At 60.8% G+C, this 14,688-nt stretch carries 14 protein-coding genes; 12 read left to right on the top strand and 2 right to left on the bottom strand.

The features are described 5' to 3' along the window. The 3 genes from WA157_RS11095 to sbcB all read left to right on the top strand — a co-directional run. Nucleotides 1-243: alpha/beta fold hydrolase (locus tag WA157_RS11095; protein WP_422621011.1), on the top strand; the 243-nt coding region annotated here is incomplete at its 5' end. A gap of 14 nt (nt 244-257) precedes the next feature. After that, nucleotides 258-2,513, top strand: a complete 2,256-nt coding sequence (locus WA157_RS11100) for a RelA/SpoT family protein (RefSeq protein WP_422621012.1) — start codon at nt 258-260, stop codon at nt 2,511-2,513. Between the two features lie 77 nt (nt 2,514-2,590). Further along, nucleotides 2,591-4,048 (top strand): exodeoxyribonuclease I, encoded by a 1,458-nt coding sequence (gene sbcB / locus WA157_RS11105; protein ID WP_422621013.1) that lies wholly within the window; start codon nt 2,591-2,593, stop codon nt 4,046-4,048. A 101-nt stretch (nt 4,049-4,149) separates the two neighbouring features. Here sbcB and upp read toward each other — a convergent pair whose 3' ends face one another. Beyond that, complete coding sequence (gene upp, locus WA157_RS11110) at nt 4,150-4,797, bottom strand: uracil phosphoribosyltransferase (RefSeq protein ID WP_422621014.1); 648 nt, start codon at nt 4,795-4,797, stop codon at nt 4,150-4,152. Between the two features lie 123 nt (nt 4,798-4,920). Continuing rightward, on the bottom strand, nt 4,921-6,492 hold the full coding sequence (locus tag WA157_RS11115; protein WP_422621015.1) for a helicase HerA-like domain-containing protein: 1,572 nt from the start codon (nt 6,490-6,492) through the stop codon (nt 4,921-4,923). Nucleotides 6,493-6,550: 58 nt separating this feature from the next. Between WA157_RS11115 and WA157_RS11120 the strand changes: the two genes are divergently transcribed. From WA157_RS11120 to WA157_RS11160, 9 genes are read left to right on the top strand one after another with little or no spacing between them, the layout of a single operon-like run. Further along, on the top strand, nt 6,551-7,285 hold the full coding sequence (locus WA157_RS11120; protein WP_422621016.1) for a YebC/PmpR family DNA-binding transcriptional regulator: 735 nt from the start codon (nt 6,551-6,553) through the stop codon (nt 7,283-7,285). After that, nucleotides 7,282-8,598 carry a phosphoribosylamine--glycine ligase gene (gene purD, locus WA157_RS11125; protein ID WP_422621017.1) on the top strand — a complete coding sequence of 439 codons (1,317 nt, stop codon included), beginning with the start codon at nt 7,282-7,284 and terminating at the stop codon, nt 8,596-8,598. The genes WA157_RS11120 and purD overlap by 4 nt, the downstream gene beginning before the upstream one ends. Further along, a complete protein-coding gene (hemF, locus tag WA157_RS11130; protein ID WP_422621018.1) occupies nt 8,595-9,527 on the top strand; it encodes an oxygen-dependent coproporphyrinogen oxidase in 933 nt (310 codons plus the stop codon). Before purD ends, hemF begins: the two co-directional genes overlap by 4 nt. 1 nt (nt 9,528) lies before the next feature. Beyond that, nucleotides 9,529-10,125, top strand: coding sequence for a nicotinate (nicotinamide) nucleotide adenylyltransferase (nadD, locus tag WA157_RS11135; RefSeq protein ID WP_422621019.1), 597 nt, complete (start codon nt 9,529-9,531; stop codon nt 10,123-10,125). Further along, on the top strand, nt 10,125-10,922 hold the full coding sequence (gene rsfS, locus WA157_RS11140; protein WP_422621020.1) for a ribosome silencing factor: 798 nt from the start codon (nt 10,125-10,127) through the stop codon (nt 10,920-10,922). Before nadD ends, rsfS begins: the two co-directional genes overlap by 1 nt. Before the next feature lie 9 nt (nt 10,923-10,931). Beyond that, nucleotides 10,932-11,399 carry a 23S rRNA (pseudouridine(1915)-N(3))-methyltransferase RlmH gene (gene rlmH / locus WA157_RS11145; protein ID WP_422621021.1) on the top strand — a complete coding sequence of 156 codons (468 nt, stop codon included), beginning with the start codon at nt 10,932-10,934 and terminating at the stop codon, nt 11,397-11,399. Nucleotides 11,400-11,430: 31 nt separating this feature from the next. Beyond that, nucleotides 11,431-12,033, top strand: coding sequence for a Maf family protein (locus WA157_RS11150; RefSeq protein WP_422621022.1), 603 nt, complete (start codon nt 11,431-11,433; stop codon nt 12,031-12,033). A gap of 11 nt (nt 12,034-12,044) precedes the next feature. Continuing rightward, a complete protein-coding gene (gene rng / locus WA157_RS11155) occupies nt 12,045-13,520 on the top strand; it encodes a ribonuclease G (RefSeq protein ID WP_422621023.1) in 1,476 nt (491 codons plus the stop codon). 55 nt (nt 13,521-13,575) lie between these two features. After that, nucleotides 13,576-14,637 carry a glycosyltransferase family 4 protein gene (locus tag WA157_RS11160; RefSeq protein WP_422621024.1) on the top strand — a complete coding sequence of 354 codons (1,062 nt, stop codon included), beginning with the start codon at nt 13,576-13,578 and terminating at the stop codon, nt 14,635-14,637. Nucleotides 14,638-14,688 lie beyond the last annotated feature (51 nt).

Here is a 14,688-nt window from a genome sequence, read left to right on the forward strand (position 1 = left end):
CTCACACCAGAGTCTGCCGCGCAGAGCGAAGCCTTGTTGTGGCAGTTGTATGACCAGATCACCGCCCGCACCCTGCTGGTTCGCGGTGCTGTTTCAGACCTGCTCACAATGCAAACCGCGCGGGCCATGATGGCGCGCGGCCCCCAAGCGCGGCTGGCCGAGTTTGCCGGCGTGGGCCACGCCCCCACGTTCATCGCCTGTGATCAGGTGAAAGCGATCGCCTCTTTTTTACTGGATGACTAGCCGGTGTATTGCACATGAAAACCCTGTCCGCCGAGCCAACGGGCGCGGCATCTTCAGCGCACCCATTGCCGCAGTTGCTGACCGCAACGGCGCAGACTTTGGCGGAGCAGCCCCATGCGCTGGCGCGTGCCCGCGCTTTTGCCGAGCCGCTGCTGGCCAGCGAGACGCTCGACACCGGCGAGAACACGCTGGCCCATGCCGACGCGGTCGCGGCCATTCTCAGGATCATTGGCGGCTCCGAGGCGATGCAGGCCGCCAGTTACCTGGTTTATGCCTGCGACCACTTGAACAAACCCCAAGAGGTGATCGCCAAGGCATTTGGTGACAACTTTGCCGCGCTGGCGGTAGAAACCACCAAGCTGGTGCGGGTGCAACGTCAGGCGCGCCAGGCGCAAGTGGCCAGCGAGCGCGCCGCCACGGGCATCCCGATGGCGCAAACAGCGGCCGCCCAAACCGAGAATGTGCGCAAGATGCTGCTCGCCTTTTCACGTGACTTGCGCGTGGTGATGCTGCGGCTGGCCTCGCGCCTGCAAACGCTGCGCTTTTTTGCCGCTGCCCGCCAGGCCGCGCCGCCCGGTGTGGCGCGCGAGGCCTTGCAGGTGTTTGCGCCGCTGGCCAACCGGCTGGGCATCTGGGAAATCAAGTGGGAGATGGAAGACCTGGCGTTTCGTTTCCTGGAGCCTGATGTCTATCGCCAAGTGGCGTGCCTGCTCGATGAAAAGCGCTCCGAGCGCGAGTTGCACGTTGAGCAATTGCGGCTGCAACTGGAGTCGGACCTGAAGGCGCAGGGCATGAGCGTCACGGTGCAGGGGCGACCCAAACACATCTTCAGCATCGTCAAGAAGATGCGCGGCAAATCGCTCGCATTTGACCAGGTCCATGACATTCGGGCGCTGCGCATTGTGGTCGCGGACATCGCGGACTGCTACGCCGCCTTGAGCTGGGTGCACAGCCAGTTCACGCCGATCGCCGAAGAATTTGACGACTACATTGCCAAACCCAAGGCCAACGGCTACCAGTCCCTGCACACGGTGGTGCGCGATGCCACGGGGCTGCCGATCGAGATTCAGATTCGCACCCAGGCCATGCACGACCATGCCGAGCACGGCGTGGCCGCGCATTGGGCCTACAAGGAAGCAGGTGTCAAAGGCTACGCCGGCGTTTCGGCCACCAGTTCCTACGACGCCAAGATTGCCGTGCTGCGCCAGTTGCTGGCGTGGGAGCGCGATCTGTCGGGCACTTCGGCGCAGGATGTCGGTCTGGATGACCGCATTTATGTCTTGACGCCCGAGGCGGCCATTGTGGAGCTGCCGCAAGGCGCCACCGCCGTCGACTTTGCCTACAGCGTGCACACCGATCTGGGGCACCGCTGCCGCGGGGCCCGAATTGATGGCGTGATGGTGCCTCTGAACACGCCGCTAAAAAATGGCCAGACAGTGGAAGTGACGGTGGCCAAGGAGGGCGGGCCGTCGCGCGACTGGCTGATGGCAGAACAAGGCTATCTGGTGAGCCACCGGGCCCGCTCCAAGGTGCGCGCCTGGTTCAACGCCCAGGCCCTGCATGAAACGGTTGCCAAAGGCCGGGAGGCGGTCGAGAAACTGCTGCAGCGCGAGGGTAAGACGGCGCTCAAATTGCAGGACCTGGCCGCGCAGCTGGGGTTTAACTCGGCCGACGATCTATTTGAAGTGGTAGGCAAGGACGAGTTCTCGCTGCGTAATATCGAGACCCTGCTGCACCCGCCCGAGCCGGTGCAGGCCGACGATGGGCCGCTGCTGAAAAAGCCGCGCAGCGCCAGCAACCCGGCCAAGGGTGGCTTGTTGGTGGTGGGTGTTGATTCATTGATGACGCAGTTGGCCAAGTGCTGCAAACCGGCCCCGCCTGACCCGATTTGTGGCTTTGTCACCCGCGGCAAAGGGGTCAGCGTGCACCGTGCCGATTGCTCCAACCTGCGCGAGATGATTGCCCAAAATGGCGAGCGCGTGATCGAGGTGGAATGGGGCCAGCCCCCAGGCAGTGCGAGTGGATCGGCGGGCAGCGCTGTGTACCCGGTGGACGTGGCGGTGCACGCCATTGAAAGGCAGGGCTTGCTGCACGACATTTCCGAGGTTTTCACCAAAGAAAAGATGAACGTGATCGGTGTGCAGACGCAGTCCGTCAAGGGCATCGCCTTGATGACGTTCACGGTCGAAGTGTCGGATGCCGGGCGGCTGCACAAGGTGCTGGGCATGGTGACGGAGTTGCCGGGCGTGCGTTCGGCGCGGCGGCGGTGAGGGGCGCGGTGTCGCCCCCAAGGGCCTCGTGATAATCAAATAATGAACAAACCCATTTTCATCGCTGGCCGCCAAAAATGAGCCCATCTCACTCCCATCACACCTTCCTCTGGCACGACTACGAGACCTTTGGCACCAACACCCGGCGCGCGCGCCCGGCGCAGTTTGCCGCCATTCGCACCGATGCCGAGCTCAATGTTATTGGCACCCCCCTCATGCTGTATTGCCAGCCGGCCGCTGATTTTTTGCCGGATCCGCAAGCCTGTCTGATCACCGGCATTACGCCGCAGCTGTGTCTTGAAAAGGGAATTCCCGAGTACCAGTTTGCGGCGCAGATCGAGCAGGCCTTCAGTCTGCCCGGCACGGTGGGGGTGGGTTACAACACGATCCGTTTTGACGACGAGATCACGCGCTTCATGTTCTGGCGCAACCTGATCGACCCGTATGCGCGCGAGTGGCAAAACGACTGCGGCCGCTGGGACTTGCTGGACGTGGTGCGCACCGCCTATGCCTTGCGACCCGACGGCATTGAGTGGCCGCTCAATGCCGAGGGCAAACCCAGCTTCAAGCTGACCGATTTGAGCGCCGCCAACGGCTTGCTGCATGAAGCGGCCCACGATGCCTTGAGCGACGTGCGCGCCACCATCGCGCTGGCGCGCTTGATCAAGACGGCGCAGCCCAAGCTGTTTGACTTCTGTTTTGGCCTGCACAAAAAAGACCGCGTGATGGCCGAGCTGGGCTTGCCCACCACCTTGACCCAGGCCCGGCCTTTTCTGCACATCTCGGGCATGTTTGCGCCCGAGCGCGGCTGCCTGGCGCTGATGTGGCCGCTGGCCATGCACCCGGCCAACAAAAACGAGTTGCTGGCCTGGGATCTGGCCTTTGACCCGCGCGAGTTGGCGCAGATGAACGCCGAGCAGATTCGCCTGCGCCTGTTCACCAAAACGGCGGATTTGCCCGAGGGTGTGCAGCGCCTGCCGGTCAAGTCGATTCACCTGAACAAATCCCCGACAGTGATTGGCAACTACAAGACCTTGTCGAGCGCCATGGCGCAGCGCTGGGGTTTGAATCTGGACGATCAGTTGGCCAACGCCGCGCACGCGCAAGCCTTGCCCGACATGAGCGGCATCTGGCCGGCGGTGTTCAAGCGCCCAGCGGCCGCGACGCCGGACGTGGACGAATATCTGTACGGTGGTTTTGTTGGCAACGCCGATCGCCGCCGCCTGAATGATTTGCGCCAGCTTAAGGCCCAGGAATTGGCCAGCGCGCGACCTGCCTTTGACGATGCGCGTCTGCCCGAACTGCTGTGGCGCTACCGGGCGCGCAATTTTCCGCAAAGCCTGAGCGCTGAGGAGTTGGCGCGCTGGGAAGCCCACCGCTGCGCGCGTTTGTTCGACGGCGAGGGCGGCGCACTCACCATCGAGCAACTGTTTGAAGAACTCGACCGCTTGGCGGAATCCGCCGATGAGCGGGGCGAGGCCATTTTGGGTGCCTTATATGACTACGCCGAGCTGATTGCGCCGCAAAGAGCGTGATGTTGGTCGCCGACGCGTCAGAACGAGTTGCTACCAAATATGTAGCTACCTACGTAAGCATCACGGGGGATAGAGCCCTATTTGGCACATAAAAATAAAGCTCACTGCGTGCCAAAAATCCGGTCACCGGCGTCACCCAAGCCCGGCAGGATGTAGCCGTGGCTGTTGAGCTGGCGGTCGATGGCTGCGGTGTAGATCGGCACATCCGGGTGCGCTTTGCGCAGTGTTGCGACGCCTTCGGGGCAGGTCAGCAGACAGACAAATTTGATCGACTTGGGATGGGTCGCCTTGACGCGTTCAATCGCCGCCACGGCGGAGTTGCCGGTGGCGAGCATCGGGTCGACCACCACCACGTCGCGTTCCTGCATGTCTTTGGGCATCTTGAAGTAGTACTCCACCGCCTGCAGCGTCTTGGGGTCGCGGTACAGGCCGATGTGCCCGACCCGGGCGCCCGGCACGACACTGAGCATGCCGTCCAGAATGCCGGTGCCCGCGCGCAGGATCGACACCAGCACCAGTTTTTTGCCGTCAATCACTTTGGCGCTCATGGTTTCCAGCGGCGTCTCAATTTCGACTTCCTGCATCGGCATATCGCGCGTCACTTCATAAGCCATCAGCATGCTGATTTCGTTGAGCAGGGTGCGAAAACTGTTGGTGCTCGCTTCTTTTTTGCGCATCAGCGTCAGTTTGTGCTGCACCAGCGGGTGGTTGACGACGTGAACGAAGGGGTCGGTGTTGGGGCTGCTCATGGGGCTAATTTTCTCAATAAATGGCAAGCGTGAAATTGCTTTAAGGTCCGTGTGGTTCGAGTCCGTCAAGAAAGCCGCTTGCCGTGGATAGGCTTCAAAAGGTCGATTGTGCGCGCGTGGCAACTATCGTTTGCCGCCAAAAATGCCACCCAGCACGCCGCGGATGATCTGGCGCCCGACTTCGCGGCCGACCGAACTGGCGGCACTGCGGATGAGTTGTTCGCCGGCCGAGGTGCGCGTGCGGCGCACGCCACCGCCAAAAATGGAGCCCAGGCTGTCAAGCAGACCGCCGCCGGCTGGTGCCGCTGCCGCGCTGTCATTGCGCGCTTCGGCCGGCGCCCTGGCCCGGCCACTGCTTCGTGGCTCGGTGTCGCGGGTGGCTGCGCTGGTCGAACTGGCGGCTGCGTCCAGTCGTGCCGCGGTGCGGCCCTTGATTTTCTCGAACGCTGACTCCCGGTCCAGCGTCTTTTCATAAACCCCGGCGACGATGGAGTCTGCCATCAGGGCTGTGCGTTGCTCAGGCGTGATCGGCCCAATCTGGCTGGCAGGTGGCAGCACGTAGACCCGCTGCGTGATGCCGGGGCGGCCTTTTTCGTCCAGAAAGCTTACCAGTGCTTCGCCCACGGCCAGTTCCGTGATGGCAGCGCCGATGTCCAGGTCGGGATTCGGGCGCATGGTGTCGGCGGCCGATTTGACCGCTTTCTGGTCCCGTGGCGTGAAGGCGCGCAAGGCGTGCTGCACACGGTTGCCCAATTGGGCCAAGACCGAGTCCGGAATGTCGAGCGGGTTTTGCGTGACAAAAAACACGCCCACACCCTTGGAGCGCACCAAGCGCACCACCAGCTCAATGCGCTCAATCAGCACTTTGGGTGCGTCAGCGAACAGCAAATGCGCTTCGTCAAAGAAGAACACGATCTTGGGCTGGTCCAGGTCGCCCACTTCGGGCAGATTCTCGAACAGTTCGCTCAGCAGCCACAGCAAAAACGTGGCGTACAGGCGCGGCGCGGTCATCAGCTTGTCGGCCGCCAGGATGTTGATCATCCCGTGCCCGTTGGCATCGGTTTGCAGAAAATCGGCGATGTTGAGCATCGGTTCGCCAAAGAATTGATTGCCGCCCTGGGCTTCGATCTGCATCAGCCCGCGCTGAATGGCGCCAATGCTGGCGGCGCTGATGTTGCCGTATTCGGTGGTGAACTGGGACGCGTTGTCGCCCACCAGTTGGCACATGGCGCGCAGGTCTTTCATGTCCAGCAGCAGCAGGCCGTCGTCGTCGGCGATCTTGAACACCAGTTGCAGCACGCCGGCCTGGGTCTCGTTGAGGTTGAGCATGCGCCCCAGCAACAGCGGGCCCAAATCGCTGACGGTGGCACGCACCGGGTGGCCCTGTTCGCCAAAGACGTCCCACAGGGTGGTCGGAAATGCTGCGAATTCAGGAGCGTGTAGCGCACGTTCAGTCAGGAGTTTGGCCAGTTTTGATCCCAAGGCGCCGACTTGGGAAAGGCCGGTCAGATCGCCTTTGATGTCGGCCATGAACACCGGCACGCCGATGCGCGAGAAGCCTTCGGCCATGGTTTGCAGCGTGATGGTCTTGCCGGTGCCGGTGGCGCCGGTGATGAGTCCGTGCCGGTTGGCTTTGTCAGGGCGCAGAAAGCATTCGGTGTTGCCATGTTGTGCAATCAGAATCGGATCAGACATAAGATTCCCAAAAAGTACAATTGAACCAATAGCGTAACGAACTTTTGAAGGATTCCCCGTGGCAGGACACAGTAAATGGGCCAATATTCAGCACCGTAAAGGTCGTCAGGACGAGAAGCGGGGCAAGGTCTGGACCCGAATCATCCGTGAAATCACGGTGGCGGCGCGCGCCGGCGGCGCTGACCTTGGCACCAACCCGCGCCTGCGCCTGGCGGTGGAGCGCGCCAAGGCGGCCAACATGCCGGCGGACCGCATCAAGTACAACATTGACAAGGCCAGCGGCACGCTCGAAGGGGTGCAGTACGAGGAGATTCGCTACGAAGGCTACGGCATCGGCGGCGCGGCGATCCTGGTGGACACCATGACCGACAACAAGGTGCGCACCGTGGCTGAAGTGCGCCACGCTTTTGCCAAATTTGGCGGCAACATGGGCGCGGAGGGCTCGGTGGCGTTCCAGTTCAAGCACTGCGGCCAGTTGATTTTCGCGCCCGGCACCAATGAAGACAAGGTGATGGAAGTCGCGTTGGAGGCGGGCGCCGAAGACGTGATCACCGATGACGATGGTGCCATCGAAGTGCTGACCGCGTACCCGGATTTTGAGGCCGTCAAGAATGCCCTTGAAGCCGCGGGCTTGAAACCGGAGGCGGCCGACGTGACCATGCGCGCCGAAAACCCGATTGAACTGACCGGCGACGATGCGGTGCGGATGCAGAAATTGCTCGATGCGCTGGAAGACCTGGACGACGTGCAGGAGATTTATCACAACGCAGAGATTGACGCCGAAACCCTATGAATATTCTCGTGATTGGCGGTGGTGGCCGTGAACATGCCATGGCCTGGAAGCTGGCGCAGTCGCCCAAGGCGCAGAAGGTGTTTGTCGCGCCGGGCAACGCCGGGACTGCGCTGGACAAACGCATTGAGAACATCAATATCACCGACGTACAGCAGCTGCGGGTCTGGGCTCTTGACAACAAGATAGCGCTGACGGTGGTCGGACCCGAGGTGCCGCTGGCCGCCGGGGTGGTTGATGAGTTTCGCAAACACGGTCTGCGCGTGTTTGGGCCGACCCAGGCTGCTGCCCAACTGGAGAGTTCCAAAGCCTTCTCCAAAGCCTTCATGAAGCGCCACGGCATCCCGACGGCTGAGTACGAGACCTTTGTTGACCCGGTGGCTGCGCATGCCTACCTGGCGCAAAAGGGCGCGCCTATCGTCGTCAAGGCCGACGGCTTGGCCGCTGGCAAGGGCGTGGTCGTGGCTTTGAGTCTGGCCGAGGCGCACGCAGCGGTCGACTTCATGCTGGCAGACGGCACACCGGGTGTTACCCACAACCCGGGCGCGGACGGTCCAGCCGTACCGCGGGTCGTCATCGAGGAATTTTTGCTCGGCGAAGAAGCCAGTTTCATCGTGATGGTGGACGGCAAAAATGTGCTGGCGCTGGCCACCAGCCAGGATCACAAGCGTCTGCTGGATGGTGATCTGGGGCCCAACACCGGTGGCATGGGTGCATATTCACCGGCGCCGGTGGTGACGCCCGATGTGCACGCCCGCACCATGCGTGAAATCATTTTGCCGACCATCCGTGGCATGAAAAAAGACGGCATTCCGTACACCGGTTTTTTGTACGCCGGCTTGATGATCAATGCCGAAGGCCACCCGAAGACGCTCGAATTCAACTGCCGCATGGGCGACCCCGAAACCCAGCCGATTTTGATGCGCCTCAAGTCTGATCTGGTGGAGGTGATGCTGGCCGCCACCGAGCCGGGTCCGCACGGCAAGCTCGACCAGATTGAGCTGCAGTGGGATCGTCGCACGGCGCTGGGCGTGGTGCTGGCGGCGCAGGGTTACCCGCTTGAGCCGCGCAAGGGCGATGCGATTGCCGGCCTGCCCAAGGAAACCGAAGATGCGATGGTGTTCCATGCCGGCACCGCGATGCAGGGTGATGACGTGGTGACCGCCGGTGGCCGGGTCTTGTGTGTGACGGTGCTGGCGGACAACGTGCGCCAGGCCCAAGCCCGCGCCTACGAAGTGGCGCTGGGGATTCACTTTGAGGGCATGCAATACCGCAAGGACATCGGTCACCGCGCAGTCAAGGGAGCGGCGGCGTGAGCGCAGTGGCAGTGGGCAGCGCGCACACCGAAGCGGTCAGCAGTTATCTGCAAGGTTTGCAGGCGCGCATTACCAAGGCGATTGCGGACATCGACGGCACGGCGTTTTTGCTTGACGCGTGGCAAAAGCCAGCGGGCGAGTTGTTGCAAGGCAAGGGCATCACGCAGATTCTGGAAGGGGGTCCGGTTTTCGAGCGGGCCGGTTGCGGATTTTCCAAAGTGAGCGGCCCCCGGTTGCCGCCCTCGGCTACACAGCATCGCCCCGAGTTGGCGGGTGCGCCGTTCGACGCGATGGGTGTGTCGCTGGTGTTTCATCCGCGCAACCCTTTTGTGCCCACCGTGCACATGAACGTGCGCATGCTGGCGGCAAAAGCGGCTGACGGCACGCAGGTGTGCTGGTTTGGCGGCGGTATGGACCTGACGCCGTATTACGGGTTTGAAGAAGACGTGCGGCATTTCCACAGCATCTGCAAAGCCACCTTGGCGCCGTTTGGTGACGACAAATACCCGCGCTTCAAGACCTGGTGTGATGACTACTTCTACCTGAAGCACCGCGCCGAGCCGCGCGGCGTGGGAGGCATCTTTTTTGATGATTTTTCCGAGCTGGGGTTTGAGGGCAGTCTGGCCATGATGCAGGCAGTCGGCGATTCGTTTTTGAACGCCTATTTGCCCATTGTCGAACGCCGAAAAAATACGGTTTATGGTGAACGCGAGCGCGAATTTCAGCTCTATCGGCGCGGTCGCTATGTCGAGTTCAATCTGGTGTGGGACCGTGGCACGCACTTTGGCCTGCAGTCGGGCGGGCGCACGGAATCCATTTTGCTGTCGATGCCGCCGCTGGCGAGCTGGTCGTATCAGAACGTGCCCGCAGCGGGTTCGCCGGAGGCCGAGTTGTACACCCGCTTTCTGGTGCGCCGGGATTGGGTTTGAGGTGAGGCGCATCGGTGTCTTTGGCGGTGCGTTTGACCCCCCGCATGTGGCCCATGTGGCGCTGGTTAAGGCGGCGCTGGCCGAGTTGCAACTTGATGAGCTGCGCGTGGTCCCGACCGGCGAAGCCTGGCACAAGACGCGGACTCTGAGCCCGGCGCCACACCGCCTGGCCATGGCGCAACTGGCATTTGCCGAGCTGCCGCACGTGGTGGTCGATCCGCGAGAACTCAAGCGCGTCGGCCCGAGCTACACAGTGGATACTTTGCGTGAGTTCAAGGCGCTGTGGCCGACGGCCGAGTTCTTTTTGATTCTGGGTGAAGACCAGGCGCAAGCCTTGCCAAGTTGGCATGATTGGCAGGAGATTTTGCAACTTGCTATAATTTGCGTAGCTACTCGCGCTTGTTCGACGGGGGCTAGAGCCAAATTTGATCTAGAAACTACGCATAAATCGAGATTCCGGCGGCTCCTCATGCCCGCCTTGAATGTCAGCGCAACCGACATTCGGGCCCGATTTGCCGCACATCTAAGCGTTGCCGATATGGTTTTTGAGCCTGTTGCACGTTATATTGCCCACCACCACCTTTACCAGACTGCTTGATGACTACCACTACCTCCTCCACCATCGCCAAAAAAGACATCCAAAAACTCCAGCGTGCCATTGTTGATGGCCTCGAAGACGTCAAAGCCCAGGACATTGTGGTCTTTGATACCGAGCACCTGTCCGCCTTGTTTGAGCGGGTCATCATTGCCTCGGGCACGTCGAACCGGCAGACCAAGGCGCTGGCCGCCAGCGTGCGCGATGCGGTGCGGGATGCCGGTTTTGCCAAACCACGCACGGAAGGCGAAACCAATGGCGAGTGGATCATTGTGGATTGCGGCCAGGCTGTGGTGCACATCATGCAGCCCAATTTTCGACAGTATTACAACCTGGAAGAATTGTGGGGCGACAAACCCGTGCGACTCAAATTCGGCGCGGCCAAGCCGGTCGTGAAGGAAGCGGCCAAGCCGGTCAAAGAAGTGAAAGCCGTTAAAGCCGTTAGAGCAGTCGCTCAACCGATAGCGGACATCAGGCGCTCCAACGCCGCCAAGAAGGGTGTGGCGGAGACTTTCCCATCCAAAGCACAGCTGCAAAAGGCGGCGTTGGCGGCCAAGTCGGCGGCTGCAAAAGTACCGGCTAAAAAAGTAGCTGCCAAAAAGGCGCCAGCCAAAGTGAGCGCCGAGGTGACCACGCCGAGAGCCGCTCCCAAACCCGCTGCCAAGGCGGTGGCGAAGGTGGCTGTGAAGAAGGTCATCGTCAACGATCCGGCCAAAAAAGTGGCGGCGAAGAAGGTGGCGGCCAAAGCCGTAGTCGCCAATAAAGCACCGGCCAAGAAGACGGCTGTGCGCAAAGCCTGACGGATTTTTGTGCGGTTGGTGATTGTTGCGGTCGGCCAAAGGGTGCCGGACTGGGCGCAAACAGCGTGGGACGATTACGCCAAACGCTTTCCCTACGAGCTCAAAGTTGAACTCAAAGCCGTCAAGACTGAGCCACGCGGCTCCAAGACGGTGGAAGCCCTGCTTGCCGCCGAGCGGGGGCGTATAGAGGCGGCATTGCCCAAAGGCTGCCGTATCGTGGCTCTGGACGAACGCGGCACCCCTTTGACCACGGTGGCGTTGGCGGCCAAGCTGCAAAACTGGCAGCTGGAAAGCGACGACGTGGCGCTGGTCATTGGCGGGCCGGATGGGCTTGACCCGGCGTTCAAACAGGCAGCGCATGAGCGCATTCGCCTGTCCGACCTGACGCTGCCGCACGCCATGGTCCGGGTCTTGCTGATTGAGCAGCTGTACCGTGCCTGGTCGATCAATGCCAACCATCCCTATCATCGTGAGTGATATTTCAAGGTCATTGCCGTGAGTCGTTTCAGTGAGTGAGTTTATTTACCTCGCCTCGCAAAGCCCAAGGCGCAGCCAGTTGCTGGCGCTGCTGGGCGTGCGCCATGAGCTGTTATTGCCGGATGCCGATGAAGACGCAGAAGCGCTGGAAGCCGTGTTACCCAACGAGGCTGCGGCCGCTTACGTCAAACGGGTGACGCAGCTGAAGCTGGACGCGGCGTTGCAGCGACTCAAACGTCGGGGTCTGCCGGCGGCGCCGGTGCTTTGCTCGGATACCACGGTGGCCCTGGGGCGCAAGATTTTTGGAAAACCCACTGATGCTGCTGACGCCACGCGCATGTTGAAGGAGCTTTCCAACACCACGCACCGTGTCTTGACTGCCGTGGCGCTCGGCACCGCACGCAAACGCGAGCAGGTACTGTGCGAGTCGCGCGTGACTTTTTCTGCCATGAGCTCGCGCCAGATTCAAGCTTATGTTGCATCGGGTGAGCCCTTGGGCAAGGCGGGTGCCTACGCCGTGCAGGGCAGGGCGGCGGCGCTTATTTCGCACATGAGTGGGAGCTACTCTGGCATCATGGGGCTGCCAATGTTTGAGACGGCACAGTTGCTGCAGTCATTCGGTTTCAAGGTTTAAACAGGCCCCCCATGCAAGAAGACATTTTGATCAACTGGTCGCCGCAGGAAACCCGGGTTGCCATTGTTGAAAACGGCGCACTGCAGGAACTGCTCGTCGAGCGCACGCTGGAGCGTGGGCTGGTCGGCAATGTCTATCTGGGCAAGGTCGTTCGCGTGCTGCCGGGCATGCAGTCGGCGTTTATCGACATCGGGCTGGAGCGCGCTGCGTTTTTGCATGTGGCCGATGTCTGGCACCGCCAGCCCGAGGGTGAGCCCCCAAGCCTGGTGCGCAACACCCAGCCGCAGATCCCGATTGAAAAGCAGGTGTTTGAGGGCCAGGTGCTGCTGGTGCAGGTCATCAAGGATCCGATTGGCACCAAAGGCGCGCGGCTGTCAACGCAGATCAGCATCGCCGGGCGCATGCTGGTTTTTTTGCCACAGGATGACCATGTCGGGGTGTCGCAAAAAATCCCGCAAAACCAGCGCGACGAACTGCGCACGCGCCTGCAGCAGCTGGTGGGCACCGAAGGTGGCGGATTCATTTTGCGCACCAATGGAGAAGACGCCTCTGACCTGGAGCTGTCGGACGACATCGGTTATTTGCGTAAAGCCTGGGCACGCATCAAGGGCGCCTCGGTACGGCTGCCGCCTCTGTCGTTATTGCACCAGGACTTGAATTTATTGCAACGGGTGTTGCGGGACTTGGTGTGTGAAAACACCCAGACCATCAAGGTCGATTCACGGGAACAGTTTGAAGCGCTCAAGGCCTTTGGTCTTGAATTCATGCCGGCCGCCGCCGAGAAGTTGCAGCACTACAAGGGTGAGCGGCCCATCTTTGACCTGTATGCCATTGACGAAGAAATTGCCAAGGCGCTGGGGCGCCGGGTGGATCTGAAGTCCGGCGGTTATTTGATCGTGGACCAGACCGAAGCCTTGACCACGGTGGATGTGAACACGGGCGGTTTTGTTGGTGCGCGCAATTTTGACGACACCATTTTCAAGACCAACCTGGAAGCCGCTCAGGCGATTGCCCGGCAACTGCGGTTGCGTAACCTGGGTGGCATCATCATCGTGGATTTCATTGACATGGTGCGTGAGGAGCATCGCGAGGCGGTGTTGGCTGAAATCCGCAAGCAACTGTCGCGCGACCGCGTCAAGACCATGGCAGGTGGTTTTTCGCAGCTCGGGCTGGTCGAGATGACGCGCAAACGCACCCGTGAATCGCTGGCCCACATGCTGTGCGAACCGTGCCCCACCTGCGAGGGCAAAGGCATTGTCAAGACTGCGCGCACAGTGGCCTACAACATCTTTCGCGAGATTTTGCGCGAGGCACGCCAGTTCAATCCGCGCGAATTTCGGGTGATCGCTTCCCCCAAGGTGATTGAGCTGTTTCTGGATGAAGAAAGCCAGCATCTGGCGGGTTTGAGTGAATTTATCGGCAAGCCGGTGTCGTTGCAGAGCGAGAGCGCCATGGGGCAGGAACAGTACGATATTGTGTTGCTGTGACGCCAACAAGCCGCGGCTGTCCGGTTCTTCCGTTTGTTGAACAAGGGTAAAAATTTTGCTGAAACTTGAATTGATTCATGTGGTGCGCCGGTATGGACCGGTAGGCGGCATGGAGCGTTATGTCTGGGAGTTGACGCGCGAACTGCAGCAGCTCGGTCATCGGGTCAGCGTCATTTGCGAGCGCTGCCACGTTGAGAAACCAATGGGCATAACGGTTTACGAGCTGGGTGAAATCGCGCCGCGTCCTCGCTGGCTATCGTTGCTGCGTTTCGGTCGGCGAGTGGCACGGTTTTTGGTGGATCATCCCAGTCCGAATAGCGTGATTCATAGCCACGAACGGCTGAACATCCACCACGTCACGACCTTTCATGGCCCGCCTTTTGCGACAGTTTTTGACAAGCCTTGGTGGCGCCTGATTTCACTGCGTGTTGCGATGCAGTTATTTTTGGAACGCCGCGAGTTATCGACGCCACGCTATGTGGTGCCGAACTCTCATTTTATTAAGCAGTCCATCGCGCACTACTACCCAGCGCTGGCGCACAAGTTGACCGAGCCGATTGTTCCTGGAGTGGTGCCGGGTGTGTCGCGTGAGCCGCGCGATGTTCCGTCTGACGGCGGCATCGTCGGCTTTGTCGGAAAGGAATGGCAGCGCAAGGGATTGCCTTGGGCTGTCGAGGCTGTTGCCGCGTTGCGCCGCACCCGGCCAGCTGTGCAGTTTTATGTTGTAGGGCCTGCCGCTAACGATGTGGCGCACCTGTTTGCAGATTGGCAAGGTGGCTACAAGCTAATGGGGTGGAGCGATCAAGCCCATTACGCTGCATTTGATGTCCTGCTGCACCCCGCTAAAGCAGAGCCTTATGGCATGGTGATCAGCGAGGCCATGGCTGCCAAAGTGCCTGTACTGGTTTCTGATGTGTGCGGCGCCGCCGCGCATGTCACGGCTGCGTCAGGCGTCGTGCTTCCGCTGTCGGCATCACTCGACATCTGGGTCGGCGCATTGGATCACCAATTAAACCGTCGCGAGCCTGTGCCGCAATTTGAACGAAGTTGGCGTAAGGTGGCGCAAGAGTACGAACAACTATATTCAAAAATATTTGCCGAACGGCCGCGGTGCTAAGTCTTGGCGTTTGCGCGCAGCAGGGCAGGGACAAGGCATTCTTACAATACA

The organism is Rhodoferax ferrireducens, assembly GCF_049302455.1.
Classification (GTDB): domain Bacteria; phylum Pseudomonadota; class Gammaproteobacteria; order Burkholderiales; family Burkholderiaceae_C; genus Rhodoferax; species Rhodoferax ferrireducens_B.